This is a genomic window from Microcoleus sp. S28C3 (genome assembly GCF_036700785.1).
Taxonomy (GTDB): domain Bacteria; phylum Cyanobacteriota; class Cyanobacteriia; order Cyanobacteriales; family Microcoleaceae; genus Microcoleus; species Microcoleus asticus.
The window spans coordinates 1-17197 of sequence record NZ_JAUBPO010000125.1; the positions used below are offsets into that span (position 1 = coordinate 1).

Consider the following 17197-nt stretch of genomic DNA (forward strand, 5'->3'; position numbering starts at 1 on the left):
ATGTTTTCATTAGTTTTGAATACAAAATGATATTTTGTGATTATTTATTGTACCAAATTACAGCGGGAACCGCTGTATGAGCCACAAGTCTTGACAGCATCATGTGAAAACATTGAACTAGACTGTGCAACACATTTAGCAGTGTCTACCTTGGCGTTTTGACAGACCGTGACTGCATCATGAGAAAACATCCATGTAGCAGATTGCAAACATTCAGATGTGTAAGGCGTTGGATTTTTACAAACATTGACTGCATCATGAGAAAACATCCACTTAGCAGATTTTAAGCATTCACTTTTCGTATTACTGGTATTTGATGATGAGGTGTTTTGTTGATTGCTAGAGGCGACTTGAACTTCGGGAGGATTTTTCCTCCAATCGCTAAACTCCCAATCGCTAGAAGAGGTCGCGATCGCCAAAATTCCACTGCCGATCAAAACAAGTAGGACGGTTAATGATGCAATGGCAATAAAAGTCGTTGACTTTCTTAGAGTATTAGATTTTGTCCCTACATAGCTATAAAGCACAGACCCTAAAGTCCAGGTAAACACAATTACTATGATCCAAAGAACTCTTGATTCTGAGGCAATTAGATCTGAAGCTACCGCATCTATCATGCTCCAGATCGGATGAATTAAAGTCCAGTAAAAAAAGAGTCCAATAATGAAAATCCCGGCTACGATTAGCAAAAAGCAAGAAAAATAGAACAAAACAAGCTTCATATGATTCTATTTAGTTAAGAATGAACATTGCCCTGAACAAGCATACATAGTGTTTTCAAATGTTCGCGAACAGCAATCTGCTCAGAAGACCGTCGAGCAAGGGGATAGCTTTTACATCCCAGATTAAAACACCATTTATTTAAGTACACCTACACATTGTTATGTTAGATTTCCCAAAAAGTCTTGTTTGTCGGGGAAAAATTACTTCGAGTCATGAAACGACTCCTCTTAAGGTAAGCTAACGTACTAGAGAATCAAGGATTGATACCCAATTACTCGCGCGAAAGTGACTTAATTGTCGATCGCATCCCTTCGCCGCTGGCTGTAGCGTTTCAATTCATCAATTAAGTGAGTATCGTTAGAAGCTGTTCTCGCGCCCGCTTCCGCCGCCCACCGCTTCAAATCTTCAATTTGCGATCGCGCGATGGCAGCTAAAGGTACTGTATCCTCGATCGACCTCAAAATATCCTCCGTCATCAAATCCCGGCGCTGTCCGTTTACAAACGTTCCAAAGGCCCGATACAACCCATCTATTACCACTTGTTCAATTTCTGCACCGCTAAAATTCTCAGCGCGTTTCGCCAAAACTTCCAAATCAAACTCGCGCAATCTAGTCGGCCGCAAACGCTGCAAATGCACTTTAAAAATATCTTGCCGTTCCGATTCAGAGGGCAAATTTAAAAAGAAAATTTCATCAAACCTGCCCTTTCTCAGCAACTCAGCCGGCAAAATCCTGACGTTATTTGCAGTTGCGACGATAAACACCGGACTGGTTTTTTCCTGCATCCAAGTGATCAAACTACCGAATACCCGGCGCGAAGTTCCCGAGTCGCCGTCGCCACCGCTGATAATGTTGCCGAAGGCTTTATCTATTTCATCGATCCACAAAACGCAAGGTGCGATCGCCTCTGCTAATTGTATCATTTGCCTGACGCGGCTTTCGCTTTCGCCTACCACGCCGCCAAACAATCTCCCAGTATCCAATCGTAGCAGCGGCAAACGCCATTCGCAAGCAATAGTTTTCGCAGATAAAGATTTGCCCGTTCCTTGAATTCCTACTAATAAAACTCCTTTCGGATTCGGTATACCGTAGCGGCGCGCTTCGTCAGTAAAAGCATCTTGCCGCATCTTTACCCACTGTTTCAAATTCTCCAAGCCGCCCACACTTTTTAGGGATTCTCTGGAGTTAAAAAACTCCAGAATGCCCGTTTGGCGAATTGCTTGCTGTTTTTCCTCCAAAACTCCGTCAATATCTGACTCGTTAATTTGCTGTTTGGCCGCCAAAGCTTTAGCCAAAACTCGCCCGATTCTAGCGCGACTCAAACCCTGACAAGCTTTAACCAACTGTTCCCTTGCTAAACCGCTAACTTGCAACTGTTGCGGCTTTTCCACAACGTGGGAAATTAAACTGTCGATTTCTTGGACGTTGGGCAAAGGAAAATCAATTACTGTGACTTCTTCTTTCAATTCCTCCGGCAATTCCAGCGTGTGAGAAGTAAGAACTATAGTTTTTTTGCTGCGCTTCAATTCCCGCGTTAAATTCCGCAATTCTCGCACTACTGCCGCGCTTTTTTCGCTGTATGGATATTTCAAAACAGGGTGCAAATCCCGCAGTACAAATATGGTATATTCTTCAACAGCAGTTTTGCTGACGCGATCGAGCGCCGCCATTACCGAACCTTTCCCAGAACCGTTATCCTCCCAGCCGCGCACGAGATCCCAGAACAACACCCGGCGCGCGGGAGTTACTTGCAGCGCTACTTGGGCAATTACGGCTTCGACCGGTTCCTCCTCCGCGCCGACAATGTACAGCAGCGAATAGCGGGCGCGAATCATCAAATCTAGTCGTTTTACGAGGGCCTCGAAATGGTTATTTTTACTGCCATTGACGACATCTAATGCTTTGGGGTTTGGGTAATTTTCTGTCATTTTATTGGATCTTGTAGAGGAAAATTAAACTTTATTAAATATTTTGTTCGCAGTCAGGATTTTAGTCTTTAAAATGATTTAACCCAACTAAAGGTTTGTAGTAAGGAGGTTAGTCCTTAACAACTATTTAACCGGACTAAATTCCGTACTGCAAACGTTAAAATTATAACAGCCTAGTACGCAATTGACTACTTAGCAACTTTTCGAGCTTGTTTCACCATTTCAATGAGAGTGTTGTGAGCATCTTCGGCATCTTTTAAAGTGCGATCGAAATTTACTCTGACAGGCACTGTTTCGTCATTAACTTTAGCGGTTAAATCCATGCCGTTGGCATCAATAGCGAGCATTTGAGCTTCCGTTGCCTGCGGTTGGTCGCCAAATGCTTGAGCGTAGAGCACGACAGCACTAGCGTGGTCTTCGTTCATGTGAGTGCAGATGCGATCGCTAATCTCAGTGGAAAACGGTTCTGACATGGGAGATTCCTCAGATGCAATATCGATCGATTGTACTGCGATCGGTACAAAGTTTTCAAGAGCGATGAATTGCCTCAAGATTTATCAGTGATAAATAACTAAGTTATATCCGCGTTAATCGGCGTTCATCTGCGGTAAAAAATCCCATCATTCAACTACAATGATAAAATATTACTTTCTCAATATAGGATACTCACATGAACGACTCTAGCGCTTATATCGAACTATTCAAAATATTTCCTCCCCGACCCATAACTGCTGAGGATGAATTAATTGCAACTCAAAAAGCGATCGATTCTCTGTTGGACAAAGGCGAACTGACTTCAGACGAACGCGACTATCTAAACGTACTTGGAACTCTGGTTTATGAATACGATCAAACTTTAGAACCCATACCTGACATTTATGGGATAGAACTGTTAAAAACTTTAATCGCAGAATTTGATCTGAGACAAAAAGACCTAGTTCCTATTTTTAAAACCGAGTCTATTGTCTCAGATATCTTCCATGAAAAGCGTCAACTTACAACAGAACACATACAAAAACTTGCAGAGTTTTTCAGTATCTCGCCGGCTGTTTTCTTTCCACTGCCTCAAGTTGTTGGTAATGCTGTCTAAAATTGTTTGTAGTAAGGAATTTAGTCCTTATTGACTAAAAGCTTTCATAGAGGACGAGCGTTCTCACTACAAACTGCACAGCCTAACTAAAAGATCGATCGTCAAACGGCAATTCATCAAACAGCGGAGCCATATCAGAGTCTGCAACAGTATCAGACTTCGCAACGGTTGGCTTAACAGAATTCACCTTGGCTACCGATAACTTGGCCGCAGGTTCCGATTTCTGTAGGTTAACTACAGGTAATTCTGCTCCATTTTCTCCATTTTTGCTCGTTTGATTCCACATCATCATCCCCAACAAACCGTCAACTAAACCCCCACTGCTACCGTTGCCGCTAACCGCAACATCTGGCACAACTCGCACGTTGCGATCGCCTATAATTTGCATTAACTGCAAAGCTGTATAACCAGAACCTCCCAAAGCCACAACACCCGCGCGATAAGCTTCAGCTTGAGCATTTCCCTTCACCCGAATCGACTCAGCTTCGCCTTGAGCTTGTTTCACCTGAGAATTCGCTTTCAACTCAGAAATCTTCACGCCTTGTTCCGATTTCACCATCTCTTGTTGAATCTCAGCCAGCGCCGTTTCCCGCACCAATTGTTGCCGCTGAGTTTGTGCTACTTGCTGCACCTCATAAGTCTTGCACTGTTCCTCAGCAATTTTGCGATCTGTTTGAGTTTGCATCAACTCTGCAGGCGGCAAAATATCCCCGATTAAAGTATCAATTGCCTGCACGTCGTAGGTGCGCAAAGCTGCTTTGATATACTCGGCGGCTTCCGCTTGCCTGCCGCTTCTTGCGGAGAGAAAATCTAATACAGAATAAGCTTGAGCCGAATTGCGGAAATAATTGCCGATTGTCGGCTGCAAAACGTGGTCTACTAAATTCTGCATCGAACCGACGCGAGAAATCACTTTTGGAGCATCCAAAGCGCCGACGTGAATAATCTGAGCTACTTCTAAATCAAAGGCAAAACCGTCTTGAGAACGCACCGTTAAAGACGAAAGTTTAGAATCGTAACTGTGCCTTTCTGTTTTGCCAGACCAATTCAATACTATATTAGTAGTCGGCACTAACTCTACTTTTAAAATGCGAGTATTCAGCGGATGTTTACCCGGATAAAGGGGAGTTACCCACACCCCTTTATTGCCCACATTTACTAAATTTCCATGAGTGAAAGCAGCGCCGCTCACATCTTCTGAGGTTTTGCCGACATAAGAAATCACCGCGCCGACATAGCCGATCGGGATTTCGGTCATCGCCACTTGGTCAACCCCGACAAACCAAGGATTTAAGTTCCACGAACCGGAAAGCAAAACCTGTTCCTGCAAACCGCGTCGCCCGCCAGCGGCGATAAATTTTTGCGCGTTTTGGAAGTTGTCGTGATTCGGAATAATCGGGCCAGCAATTTCGCCATCTTGAATCGGAACGCCGTCAAAAGTTGTGACAATTCCCACTCTATCTGGGGCAATTGTGTACAGCTTTAACTGTTCGGCTGTCATCCCGTGTTTGGGAGCGTTTGCTGCTGTAATTACTGTAAATAATGCTGTATTAATTCTATAGCTACCGCCAGTCACGATACCGAGTTGCCTACCTTTTTCGCCGCCCCCAAGGAGGAATTTGCGAGCATCTTGAAAATTGTCGCATTCTGTGATTTTGCCGAGGATGCGCTGCGGTGGAATTGACTGACCGCCTGCTGCGATAATGAGAGCAATTTCACCTTGGGGAACTACAGTCAGAGACTCTTTGCGAACGTTGTACTGCAAAGGCCAATAACCCCAGTGCCAACCGGGAGGCAAAGTATCAGCTTGATATCCCGCTTCTCCGTTTAAAGCAATTAAATCTCCGGGGGGTAAAGACTTGCCGCCAAAGCTAAACTTTTTACTGACAATGCCAACTTCGCGATCGCCAATTACTACCAATCCGCCAAAAAATAGCGGCAGCACCAGAATAATTATCATACTGCCGATCGCGATCGGAATAAATCCGCCCGGATCGAGCTGCATTGTCTGCACGGGAACAGTGCTGCGTAACTGCCCTAACTGCAAGCTAGAATCAGGTTTTGCTGCTAGCTGAGTCGAGGTTTGATTTGCGGGGGGGATATTGCTAGCGGCTAATACCGGCGAGGGTTTCAAACTGCTAATTGCACTAAAAGCTAAAGACGCCGAAACAGCGGCTGCAAACTGTTTTAAAACGCGGACTTTGACTTGAGAGTTGGACAAAAATGAATAAAGCATTTTTTTGAGCAGGGCTAATTTGTCCTAGGAGTTCCAGCTTAGCCTTACTAAAAAGTTTTTACCTAAAGCTTAAGGTCTTATTTATCATTATTTGCCGTCATAATAGTCATATTTTTCAGTAAAAATACTTAATATAAACTCAAAAACCATCAGTCATCAATCAAGGCGTAAGGCTCGCAGTGTACACCCTAGTGATGACTAATGACTAATGACTAATAACTAAGCGCTCTAAACAAACTGACCCGTTCCGGTCGATCGCACGCGGCGAATTCCAATCACCGACGGCATCGGCGATCGGCGCCGATCGTTTTCAATATTACTCGGCCACAAACTGCCCCGAGAAACACTACGAGTTTGATTAAAAACAGCACCGTTTAAATCCAACATTTCAATTTGCCGACTCAGTACAGTACCGTCATCGATCGGGCAATCTTCCCCAGGATGCTGCACCGAAAGCAACAGCGTATCTCCGACAAAAGTCGGCCCCGTCATTTCGCACCGATTCGGCCCTTGAGCAAACGGAATTACACTTCCTGCATTCGGGCCGGAAGTCGGAATGTAAAACAGCCAATTGTTGCCGAAAACACCCGTAAAATCCGATATATTTCCTGTCTTTTTATGGTCGATCGCCGTTGGCTTTCCAGCCGCACCGATATCAAAACCGTTGTGCGTGGGAGTAGACATATCAGTGACACCCCAAACATTACCTTGAGTGTCAAAAACCAAATTGTCAACACTAGCAAATCCCGCCCCAGCTACCGCACCAGCTTCTCCACCTTGAGCAAAACGCTGCCAGCGGAACGTCAAACCCGCACCGTCGGGACTGTCTTCAATTATTTTGTAAATTCCTCCAGACTGCTGGGTGCTATTGAGTCCGGCAGTGTATTTAGCAACAGTAAAAATCCGAGAATCTGGATAACCGTCGCTACCCGGTGCGCCGTCAGTATAGGAAATGAAAACTTCCTTAGTAGTAGGATTAATTTCCAAATCTTCAGGCCGCGCTGTCGGAGTGCCGCCAATCAAATTAGCGGCATGAAAAGCATCAACTAAAACCGCACCTTGGCTGGTGTAGAAATTAGCAAGACTTTTATTTTTGTAGCCAGGAAGTGCTGTTGCTTCATTAGTTGTATCCATCACAAAAGAACCGCCGTCTTCGGTTTGACCTGCAATTCCGGCGCGTTTGGGCAAGCGAGTATTTGCATCTCTTTGAGCCTTGCCGAAACTTGCCAATTCTGCTTCGCCAACTTTAGAAGGGCTCACTGGATTTGTGGGGCTATTTAATGCCAGCGGCAGCCATCTTCCCACACCGTTGCGGTTGTATTGGGCAACGTACAAAACGCCATCTTCAAATAATCGGCTGTTGTTTCTATCTGCGGGATTTGTAACAGTACCGTTGCTGACAAATTTCCAGGTGTGTCCGCCGCGCCGATCGTCCCCCATGTACACTACTAATTTGCGACCTGCTTCGGCGCGAATCGCGACGTTTTCGTGGCGGAAACGGCCCAAAGAGGTATGTTTGCGGGGGCGAAAATTCGGATCTTGGGGATCGACTTCTACCATCCAGCCGTATTTTTCCCCGACTAAGCCGAATTCCTCGCCCGTAGTGCCCTTGGCGTAGCTGGTTTGGCCGCCGTTGGGTTTGATGTTTTCTTGAACTCCCACGAAGAATAGTTCGCTACCTTGGAAGTTTTCTTCGGCAGAGAGGATTGTGCCCCAAGGGGTTGTGCCGCCGGAACAGTTGTAGGCTGTGCCGATGATGCGGTTTCCGAGTCCGTCGCTGTTGACTTGCGCGAAGACTTGGGTGGCTGCAGGGCCCGTGCCTGTGAGATAGTTATTGTCGCCTTGTCTGGTTCCCCAGGAAGTCACATCTTTGTATTTGTCGGTACGCTGGCTGTTGATTGCGAGGCCGGAAAGTCCGTGGATACGGCGGTTGAGGGAGTCGCGGGCGATCGCCCCAAAGCGTCCATCAGCTTGTTTGGTAATGCGGACGATCGAACCACCGAGATTGTACAGAAATTCGCCGAGGGTAGCCCGATTTTTTACGGATAAGTCTATACCGAGGACGGCGCGATCCGTTGCTGGAAATGATGCCACATCAGACGGCGCTTCCGGTGCCACTGTTGACATCGGGAAGGATACGTACTCGTGGTTAACCCAGAGATAACCGTCGTCACTGCTGCCGCCAAGACCTACAAAGCCCGTGTAGTCGTTGTTGTAGCCGAAATAGTCTGCCGGATCTGGGAAAACTCGATCGCCCCAGCGGAGAATCACGTACCGTTCGTATTCCGGCGGCACAACCACATCGTCAACAACGCTGTAGCTGGTTAATTTAGTATTCTGGGAGGCTGCCATTACGGTGCCCTGTCCGTTTAGGCCCGTCGGTATGAAGCTGGACAATTCTTGATAAACTGGCAGCGGGTGAGGAAGTCTTAATGGAGTGAAAGATAGCGGCCTGACAACAGCTTCGACTGAGGTGGAATTGATGCCGAATAGTGTTTTAGTTAGTTGAGGGGCAAGCACAGTGGTAGCTGCACTGCTACCGAAGAAAATTAACAGTTGTCGGCGAGTTATTTTAGACATAAATTCCTTATTCAACCCAACATCCCTAATCAAATGATTCCGTATGCAACTTTATCACCGTTAAATTAAGGGGAGTTAACCTGAAGGTTAATTAAAATCACATTTTATTTTGGTTAATAATAAGTTAAATAGATTTGTTAGTGGTTATTTTTTAGCGGTTATTGGTTGTTTGTTGTTTGTTACCAATGCCCCATGCCCCCTGCCCGATTACCACTATTTCAATCATCTCGAAAACCCGGATCGTTTTGTCGGGAGGCCGATCGGCTGGGCGCAGGTACGTTAATCACTTGCGAAAACCCAGAATTTGCGCCCGAAGTATTGCCGTCTCTGAATCCCAGCAGCAATTGAGCATCGGCAAAATATCTAGTCCACTGTTCGATTCTGGAATCTTTTTGCCAGTCGTGGCGGGATACTCTCGATCGCAAAACCGGAACTCTTTGCCGGCTGCGATCGGCTGTAATGATGATTGTAACTTCTGTTAATGCCGGATTTTCTTGAAACTCGCGGGCGATCGACTCTTTGGCTAAATCTTCCGCCTGCTGCATTAAACTCGCAAAAGATTGACTGCCGTTCGACTCTAGGGTAAGATAGCTTTCCTTAGTTTCTGCTAAAGATACTGATATACTTGCGGTAAAAATGACCGTTGCCAAAATCCAGGCTGAAAATAAGCGTCGGTGGAAACTCATTATTTTTTAACTAAATGCTGACATCTGTCAATCATAATCAATAAAAATTAACACTCAATTAAGCTAGGATTAAAATAATATTTTGTATAATCAGACTTTGCCGAAAATAAGGCTTCTAGGCTAGATAACTAAACCCTTTTTTATTCTTCCTTCTTCCCTCTTCCTTCTTCCCTTTTCTATCTTCCTTCTTCCTTCTTCTATCTTCCTTCTTCCTTCTTCCTTCTTCCTTCTTCTTTATGAAATTAACAAAATGCGCCATCGCCCTTGGTAGCAATTTAGGCGACTCCCTCGCCACACTCAAAAGCGCGATCGTAACCCTCAAAAACACCCCAGAAATCGCAGTAAAATCCCATTCAAGCTGGTATCAAACCGCCCCCGTCGGGCCGCCCCAACCCGATTACATCAACGCCTGTGCAATCCTAGAAGTTGCACTAGAACCCGAACAATTGCTAGCAAATTTATTAGAAATTGAGAGAAAATTTAATCGAATTCGCCGAGAAAAATGGGGGCCGAGAACCCTCGACCTAGATTTGCTGCTGTACGACAATTTAATCCTAGAAACTCCGACACTGACTCTACCTCATCCCCGGATGACCGAAAGAGCTTTTGTATTAGTACCTTTAGCAGAAATTGCCCCTGATTGGGTGCATCCGGTGGCAAAAAGTGCGATCGCCCAACTCCTGCAAACTACAGACTGTTCCGGAGTGCAAAAATTACCACTGTAAAAATTTAGCACAGTTCAGGGATCGTACCAGTTTTCCAAAAAATGCAACCGTAGGTAAGCTCGAAACAGTGATAGTTATCAGTCATTCCCAATCTAAAATCTAAAATCTAAAATCTAAAATCCTATGAGATCGCCTATGATGTCTTAAATCAGTGCTCTCTAACATTATTCGCTTCTTGCTTATGCCGATCGGTCAAGAACTACCCCAACTCCTCAAACAGCGCCTATTTTACCAAGGGCGGAAATTTAACTTTGACGTAGCCACCCTCCGCCTTCCCAACGGTTCCGAAGGCGAGTGGGAATGTATTCGCCACCCGGGCGGAGCACTTGCAGTTCCCGTCACACCCGAAGGTAAACTCGTCTTGGTGCGACAATACCGCTTTGCCACAAAAGGGCGAATTTTAGAATTTCCCGCTGGTACGGTAGAAATTAATGAAAATCCCGCCGAAACTATTAAACGCGAAATCGAAGAAGAAACCGGATATCGCGCGGGAAAATGGCAGAACTTAGGGCAATTTTTTCTCGCCCCCGGTTATTCCGACGAAATCATTTATGCTTTTTTAGCCCAAGATTTGGAAAAACTGGAAAAGCCACCAGCACATGACGATGATGAAGACATGGAAACAGTTCTATTTACCCCTGAAGAATTAGAAAAAGCTATCTTAGCTGGCGAACCAATTGACGCGAAATCAATTTCTAGCTTTTTCTTGGCGCGTCCATTTTTGACTTAAATAGGACTGACTAAAAAAACCCGGTTTCTTATAATAATCGTGCATCAAACCGATAAATCTTAACTTAGAAACCGGGTTTTTGACCCCGCGTGTGTCCGGGACTGTAAAATCTAAAATCTAAAATCTAAAATCTAAAATCGAATGTCCGATCTAATTTTATTTTGGCACCGCCGCGACTTGCGTATTTCTGACAACATCGGACTGGCAGCAGCGCGCCAGCAAAGCCCTAAAGTAGTTGGGATTTTTTGTCTCGATCGCAATATCCTAAATCGCGATGACGTAGCGCCAGCCAGAGTCACCTACATGATCGGCTGCTTGCAAAAACTTCAGCAGCGTTACAGCGAAGCAGGCAGCCAATTGCTGATAATTCAAGATGACCCGAGTCTAGGAATACCGAAATTAGCAACAGCGATAAATGCTCAAGCAGTATTTTGGAACTGGGATGTCGAACCCTACGCAAAACAGCGCGATCGTTCCGTATCAAGCGCCCTCCAACAAGCAGGAATTCAAGTTCAAAATTTCTGGGATCAAGTCCTGCACGCCCCAGATGAAATTCGCAGCGGTACAGGGACTCCCTACACAGTTTATACACCATTTTGGAAAAAATGGAACAGTAAACCCAAAGCCCAACCAGTAGAGACACTGCCGATAACTTATCTGGAATTAATGACCGGATTAACCGCAGAAGAACAAGAAATCGCTCACCAAGCAGGTGCAATTGAAACACTGCCAACTGCCTCTAGTTTAGGATTTATCTGGGAAAACCCATTAGTAATAGAACCCGGAGAAGATGCAGCGAAAAAAAAATTAGAAGAATTTTGCGAGATCGCAATTTACGAATATCAAGAACAGCGCAATTTCCCCGCAACTAACGGCACATCCCAACTCAGCGCCGCCCTCAAATTTGGTGCAATTGGCATCCGCACGGTTTGGCAAGCTACCCAGATAGTAATGGAAACTTGCCGCAACGAAGAAGCGTGCACAAGCATCGGGACTTGGCAACAGGAAATAGCGTGGCGGGAATTTTACCAACACGCCATGTATAACTTCCCAGAACTAGCAGACGGCCCCTACCGTCCAGCATTCAAAGACTTTCCGTGGGAGAACGATGAAAAGCTTTTTCAAGCTTGGTGTCGGGGCAAAACTGGCTATCCTATTATTGACGCGGCAATGCGGCAGTTAAATCAGACAGGTTGGATGCACAATCGCTGCCGCATGATAGTCGCTAGCTTCCTCACCAAAGATTTAATTATTAACTGGCAGTGGGGCGAAAAATACTTCATGCAAAAATTGATAGATGGCGACCTTTCTGCTAACAACGGCGGCTGGCAGTGGAGCGCATCCAGCGGCATGGACTCGAAACCTTTGCGAATATTCAATCCCGCCAGTCAAGCTCAAAAGTTTGACCCGGAAGGGGAATATATTCGGCACTGGGTTCCAGAATTGCGCCGAGTTGATACTAAACTTTTGCTAACAGGAAATCTTTCGTCTTTAGAACGCCGACTTCTTCCTTATCCCTCTCCAATCGTAGACCACAACGAGCAGCAGCGCAAGTTTAAGGAACTGTACAAGCAGCAAAAAAATTAAATATCACACCCAGAACCCCGACTTGTTCAACAAGTCGGGGTTCTAGCTGACATTATTACACCTACCTAATTAATATGTGATATCATGTTCTGTTAATTACCATTAAAAAATTTGTTTGTAGTAAGGAATTGAGTCTTTATTGACTCTCTTCGAGGACTAAACTGCTCACTAGGAACTATTGATGGTTATATGAACGGAGAATTTTTCATGATTCAAACCATAATCAAATCGATAACATTTGAAGAATTTTTAGAAGGGTATCCAGATGGAAAAGGACGTTTTGAGCTACGCAATGGAGTAATAGTTGAGATGAACCCAAATGGCGACCATGAGGAAGTTACAGGTTTTATTATCCGCAAAATTAACGTAGAAATTGACCGTTTAAATCTTCCTTATGTAACACCATCAACTTATTTTGTCCGACCTCCCGAAACGACCACGGGCTACCAGCCCGATATCATAGTCTTAGACAAAACAGCCTTAATTTCAGAGCCACTCTGGAAAAAATCATCAGTTATTTCTCAAGGTAGCTCTGTCAAGCTGGTGGTCGAAGTAGTTAGCACTAACTGGCAAGATGATTACCTGGTAAAAGTGGCTGAGTATGAAAGATTGGGTATCCCGGAATACTGGGTTGTTGACTATGCTGCTTTGGGCGGTCGGCGGTTCATAGGTAATCCCAAACAACCTACTGTATCGATTTACCAGTTGGTTGAGGGAGAGTACCAGGTTAGCCAGTTCCGAGAGGGCGATACGATTATTTCGTCTGCCTTCGGAGAACTTAATCTGACTGTTGAGCAGGTTTTTAGCTCTATAACTTAAATAAATCGGAGGTTGAAATGGTAACGCTGCAATTAAGACAAATCAGTGTACCCCCAGGACATAGAGTGCTGTTCCATGATGTCAACTGGCAGAAATTTGAAGCAATTTTAGAAGAGTTGGGAGAACACCGTGGCTCTAGAATAGCTTACAGTCAAGGAACTTTAGAGATTAGGATGCCACTACCAGAACATGAATTCAATAAGGAAATCATTGGCGATATGGTGAAAATATTACTCGAAGAACTTGAGATTGATCGAGAATGTTTTGGTTCTACGACTTTCAAGCGAAAAAATATGTTACAAGGAATTGAACCTGACAACTGCTTTTACATTCAGAATCACGCTCTAATGATTGGTAAAAAGCGGATTGACTTAACTGTCGATCCGCCGCCTGACTTAGCAATTGAAGTCGATATAACTTCCAAAACTCAACTGGATGCTTGCGAAGCTTTGGGAGTACCTGAAATATGGCGCTATGAAAATAAGAATCTTCAGATTAATGTGCTTCAAGATGGGAAATATGTTGAAGCTGAAATTAGTCCTACCTTTCCCAATCTGCCAATTATTGAAGCTATTTCTCAATATTGCGAACAAAGCCAAACAGCGGGTACGAGTCAAACTCTCAGATTGTTTCGCCAGTGGGTTAAAAACCAAATACAAAATTGATAGGAAATCCCTAGTTAACGCACTTGCTGTTAAAAAGCAGGCTTCTTGACGATCGCAAAAAAGCCATTTTCTCACAGCAAGCGTCCTAATCTCGTTGTATGGTTAATTTCGCTTTTGGGAAATAGAAAGAGAGTAAGGGTGTTGACCTTGAGATCGATCGCCCACAAAAATAACATAAGTCCCCTTGTCCCCATAACCGGAAAATTCTACATTCCCCGCAGCAGAATTCGCCGGCAGGACGCAGAAACGCCCCCTCGGCCCCTGAATCATCAAACTCGGAGCTCCAGCGGTTTGTACTGCAATCCGCCAGTAAGGCAAATCCTGCGTTACTTCGATGACGTGGTTCGGTGCTTGGGACACAAAACCGCAGTCGCCGCTATTGTTCGGGCCGCCGGAAACTCCAGAAACTCCCAGCGGTTCGGGAAATCCCGGAGCAATTTGTAGCGGTTGGCTCCGAAGGGCACCGGCATCCGCTAAAATCATTGCCAAGGCTAGGGTCACGATCGGGCTAAACCACAGTTTGCCGCGATCGCCCGGATAATGGATCTTCATGTTTCCTCACACAATGGCATTTGGTTCTAGTTCTTTGACGGTAGGGGATAATGGCGGTTCCAAACACATTAATCTAAAATAACTTCCGAATTTTTTTATGAATCCTCAAAATAACTTCAATTGGCAGCAAGCGTTCGGAGAACTAAAAGCTAAAGTAGAACGATCGCCGCTGATCGCACAAAATTCTGACAGCTATCAAGCCCTCGGAACCTTATACAATCAATTACTGGATAAGTTTCAAAGACTCCCCAAACCGGGACAGGTGGCAGCCTTTGCCGTCGGAGCGATAATTGTCCTGACAGTCTTCAATAGCGTCGTACAGCTAATTTCAGCGCTGATGACTCTTGCCGTTCTCGGAGTGCTAATCTACATAGCGTATAAATTGGCAATTTCCCCCCAGTCCTCAAATACTAACGACAAATAATAGGAATTTCTAAATATGGCTAGCCCCACCGCGCCCAGCGGCATCAATCAACCCGATCCGTCTTGGCAAAGACAATCCAAGCAAATGCCACTGCTGGTTCGCAGGTGCGGCGCTTGGGCCGTGGAAATTTCGTTAATTGCGGCCAGCGCCCTCGTTCCCTTCAGTATCGGGGCATTGGTCAACAAGGAATCTCAAAGTGTGCCGCTCAATCCCTCAGTAGCAGCAGCATCCGAAACAGTCGCCCGTACTTTGGGCATACCGGTGCGCGATCGCAACCCCAGAGTCGCACCCCTAACTAATCTATTCTGGTCAGGGGCGCTGCTGGCACCGGCAGTTTTAGCGGGGTGGCAACTGTTTTTGCTCGCCAGAACCGGTCAAACTCTCCCCAAACGCTGGTTCGGCGTCAAAGTTGTCACAGCGTCGGGTACTCCTCCGGGTTTTGGGCAAGTGCTAATTCGCGAAACTTTAGGGCGCTGGGGAGTGCCTCTGGGCGTCGCTTACGGCATTTGGCGCTTGACGGGTGCGTTTCCAGATTTGCTGATTTTAGGGGGGCTGAGCGGCTTGGCAGTGCTCGCAGACGGCGCGGTTGCGTGGCGTTACAAACGGCAAGCGGGACACGATCGCCTCGCGAATACTTTGGTCGTCAACGCTCGATCGAATGAACTGTCTGACAATCCTGTCAAGAGTCCAGATTGGACTGAGGAAGACGCGCAGATTGCAGCTTTGGTTGTGACTCCGCAAACCGGCTTGAAAGCAAATGCCAGTTTGTGGAATTGGATGCGCCAACACCCAGGCACAACTTTAGTGATAGTTACCATTGGCAGCGCCGGATTGATTTTAACTTTGTTTGTCGGCACTCTCATCTACACTCAAAGTCAAGCAAATATGCGGGATTCGCGGCAGCGGAACGACGAATTATTTGTAGCTTTAGTCAGCAAATTGTCTCCCACATCGGCTAGCGGGGCATCCGGCAGGCGATCGGCAATTTTGGCTTTGGGGGCGGTGGAAGACTCCCGCGCCGTACCGCTGCTAGCGGATTTGCTCGCTCAAGAAGACAACCGCGCCATGCTGGACGCGATCCAGCAAGCTTTAGTCAGTAGCGGGCCGAAAGCTTTGCCTGACTTGCAGCGGTTGAACCAAGCTCTCAGCAACGACCTCGATTCCCTGCGCTTCGGCGGCAAGGCCCCAGAACGCGAGTTAGCGGCGGCCCGCCAGCGAACAGTACAAAGGGCGATCGGCAAAATTCTCACAGTGTATAGCAGCCAGCTCAACGGCGCGGATCTGAGCCGCACGGATTTAGCTCAAAGTCCCGCAGGCCCGTCTCAGTTTACTTTAGTTTTAAACAAAGTTGACTTGTCGGGAATTAAGTTGAGAAATACCAATTTAACCAATGCCAGCTTTCAGGGAGCTCGCTTTTACGGCACAGGCGAAGACAGGCGTCCGGCTACATTTGACGATTGGGTTTCTGACTTGAGCGGCGCTAATTTGGAAGGAGTAAATTTGACCGGGGCGTCTTTGAACAGTGCTGTAATGAACCGGACTACTTTTGTGCGCGCTGTCCTGAACAAAGCTAATTTGTCAAGCGGCAATTTGAACTCAGCTAATTTCAGCAGTGCTATTTTAATAGGAGCAAATTTGCAGCAAGCACAGTTAAAAAATGCAATTTTTACTGGTGCAGATATAGGAAGCGCGAATTTATCTGGAGCGGATTTGTCAGGTGCACGTTTGGGCAAAGTGAAGGCTCAAGGCGCTCAGTTGTCCTTGACAAACTTGTCTAAATCGGAATGGCAAGGTGCTGATTTGTCCGGTGCTGATTTGAGTGGCGCGAACTTACAAAATGCCGATTTGAGTTCGACTAAACTCGCCAACGTGAATTTAAGAGATGCTCGGTTGCAAGATGCGAATTTTCGGAATGCGGAGGTGAGTTCGGTTGATTTTAGGGGCGCGAATTTAACGGGAGCGAATTTTAAAGGCGCTGTATTTCTGGGTAAGGCAGCTTCGGAGCAATTTATTCAAAGTCCGACCGGGAGTAAATCGGGTCGATTCCTAGGAGTTGATTTTGCTGAGGCTAAGAATTTAGATAAAAGTCAAATTGCTTACATTTGTTTGCAGGGGGGGATTCATCCGAAGTGCCCGCAGAAGAAGTAAGGATTGGTTGTTAGCGACTAGGGTAATACAGTCGATCGAAGAACAGGTCGGGTAATTATGAGCGTTAAGCGAATCATTTATCTCATCCTATAAATTCTGGGACTTGTGCTGCCTTGGTACTATAACTTGCAGTTTTTTAGCAATGCTGGTTTGCTTGACTTTGTAAACGAGAGTTCGGCTAATCTTGCTGCGAAATCGGTAAGTTTAGATTTGTTGATCGCAACTGTATTGGAGTTTAGACTAAGCAGGTCAAAAAGTGCGCTCGCCCAAAGACCGGCAAACGTCCATACTCCAACGGCAACGG

17 protein-coding genes are annotated in these 17197 nt (G+C 45.8%); 9 read left to right on the top strand and 8 right to left on the bottom strand.

Annotated elements, in window-relative coordinates; translation table 11 throughout:
- Nucleotides 1–44 precede the first annotated feature (44 nt).
- The 3 genes from QUA13_RS27600 to QUA13_RS27610 all read right to left on the bottom strand — a co-directional run bounded on the left by QUA13_RS27600 (nucleotide 45) and on the right by QUA13_RS27610 (nucleotide 3202).
- Nucleotides 45–722 carry a hypothetical protein gene (locus QUA13_RS27600; protein ID WP_333203673.1) on the bottom strand — a complete coding sequence of 226 codons (678 nt, stop codon included), beginning with the start codon at nucleotides 720–722 and terminating at the stop codon, nucleotides 45–47.
- 291 nt (nucleotides 723–1013) lie between these two features.
- Nucleotides 1014–2651 (bottom strand): AAA family ATPase, encoded by a 1638-nt coding sequence (locus tag QUA13_RS27605; protein ID WP_333203675.1) that lies wholly within the window; start codon nucleotides 2649–2651, stop codon nucleotides 1014–1016.
- A 188-nt stretch (nucleotides 2652–2839) separates the two neighbouring features.
- A complete protein-coding gene (locus QUA13_RS27610) occupies nucleotides 2840–3202 on the bottom strand; it encodes a DUF2470 domain-containing protein (RefSeq protein ID WP_333203677.1) in 363 nt (120 codons plus the stop codon).
- A gap of 119 nt (nucleotides 3203–3321) precedes the next feature.
- On the opposite strand from QUA13_RS27610, the gene QUA13_RS27615 reads away from it, so the two are divergent.
- A complete protein-coding gene (locus tag QUA13_RS27615) occupies nucleotides 3322–3741 on the top strand; it encodes a transcriptional regulator (protein ID WP_333203679.1) in 420 nt (139 codons plus the stop codon).
- An 82-nt stretch (nucleotides 3742–3823) separates the two neighbouring features.
- Here QUA13_RS27615 and QUA13_RS27620 read toward each other — a convergent pair whose 3' ends face one another.
- From QUA13_RS27620 to QUA13_RS27635, 4 genes are all read right to left on the bottom strand, one after another.
- Nucleotides 3824–5977, bottom strand: a complete 2154-nt coding sequence (locus QUA13_RS27620; protein ID WP_333203681.1) for a flotillin family protein — start codon at nucleotides 5975–5977, stop codon at nucleotides 3824–3826.
- Nucleotides 5978–6205: 228 nt separating this feature from the next.
- Entirely contained in the window at nucleotides 6206–8557 is a 2352-nt protein-coding gene (locus QUA13_RS27625) for an alkaline phosphatase PhoX (protein ID WP_333203683.1), read from the bottom strand.
- Nucleotides 8558–8775: 218 nt separating this feature from the next.
- On the bottom strand, nucleotides 8776–9243 hold the full coding sequence (locus tag QUA13_RS27630) for a hypothetical protein (RefSeq protein WP_333203684.1): 468 nt from the start codon (nucleotides 9241–9243) through the stop codon (nucleotides 8776–8778).
- A 115-nt stretch (nucleotides 9244–9358) separates the two neighbouring features.
- Nucleotides 9359–9502: a hypothetical protein gene (locus QUA13_RS27635; RefSeq protein ID WP_333203686.1), complete on the bottom strand. Its 144-nt coding sequence runs from the start codon at nucleotides 9500–9502 to the stop codon at nucleotides 9359–9361.
- Between QUA13_RS27635 and folK the strand changes: the two genes are divergently transcribed.
- From folK to QUA13_RS27660, 5 genes are all read left to right on the top strand, one after another.
- On the top strand, nucleotides 9480–9968 hold the full coding sequence (gene folK / locus QUA13_RS27640; RefSeq protein ID WP_333203688.1) for a 2-amino-4-hydroxy-6-hydroxymethyldihydropteridine diphosphokinase: 489 nt from the start codon (nucleotides 9480–9482) through the stop codon (nucleotides 9966–9968). The genes QUA13_RS27635 and folK overlap by 23 nt on opposite strands.
- A gap of 181 nt (nucleotides 9969–10149) precedes the next feature.
- Nucleotides 10150–10698, top strand: coding sequence for an NUDIX hydrolase (locus tag QUA13_RS27645; RefSeq protein ID WP_333203704.1), 549 nt, complete (start codon nucleotides 10150–10152; stop codon nucleotides 10696–10698).
- 141 nt (nucleotides 10699–10839) lie between these two features.
- The gene (locus QUA13_RS27650) at nucleotides 10840–12285 is read left to right on the top strand and encodes an FAD-binding domain-containing protein (RefSeq protein ID WP_333203690.1); all 1446 of its coding nucleotides are present in this window, start codon (nucleotides 10840–10842) and stop codon (nucleotides 12283–12285) included.
- A 207-nt stretch (nucleotides 12286–12492) separates the two neighbouring features.
- Nucleotides 12493–13104, top strand: coding sequence for a Uma2 family endonuclease (locus tag QUA13_RS27655; RefSeq protein WP_333203692.1), 612 nt, complete (start codon nucleotides 12493–12495; stop codon nucleotides 13102–13104).
- A 17-nt stretch (nucleotides 13105–13121) separates the two neighbouring features.
- Nucleotides 13122–13769: a Uma2 family endonuclease gene (locus QUA13_RS27660; protein ID WP_333203694.1), complete on the top strand. Its 648-nt coding sequence runs from the start codon at nucleotides 13122–13124 to the stop codon at nucleotides 13767–13769.
- A 102-nt stretch (nucleotides 13770–13871) separates the two neighbouring features.
- Here QUA13_RS27660 and QUA13_RS27665 read toward each other — a convergent pair whose 3' ends face one another.
- Nucleotides 13872–14321 (bottom strand): hypothetical protein, encoded by a 450-nt coding sequence (locus QUA13_RS27665; RefSeq protein ID WP_333203697.1) that lies wholly within the window; start codon nucleotides 14319–14321, stop codon nucleotides 13872–13874.
- Nucleotides 14322–14418: 97 nt separating this feature from the next.
- Between QUA13_RS27665 and QUA13_RS27670 the strand changes: the two genes are divergently transcribed.
- The 3 genes from QUA13_RS27670 to QUA13_RS27680 form a co-directional block, all read left to right on the top strand.
- On the top strand, nucleotides 14419–14745 hold the full coding sequence (locus QUA13_RS27670) for a hypothetical protein (RefSeq protein ID WP_333203698.1): 327 nt from the start codon (nucleotides 14419–14421) through the stop codon (nucleotides 14743–14745).
- Nucleotides 14746–14760: 15 nt separating this feature from the next.
- Nucleotides 14761–16893 (top strand): pentapeptide repeat-containing protein, encoded by a 2133-nt coding sequence (locus tag QUA13_RS27675; RefSeq protein ID WP_333203700.1) that lies wholly within the window; start codon nucleotides 14761–14763, stop codon nucleotides 16891–16893.
- Nucleotides 16894–16998: 105 nt separating this feature from the next.
- The coding region (locus QUA13_RS27680; protein WP_333203702.1) for a DUF2834 domain-containing protein at nucleotides 16999–17197 on the top strand (199 nt) is incomplete at its 3' end.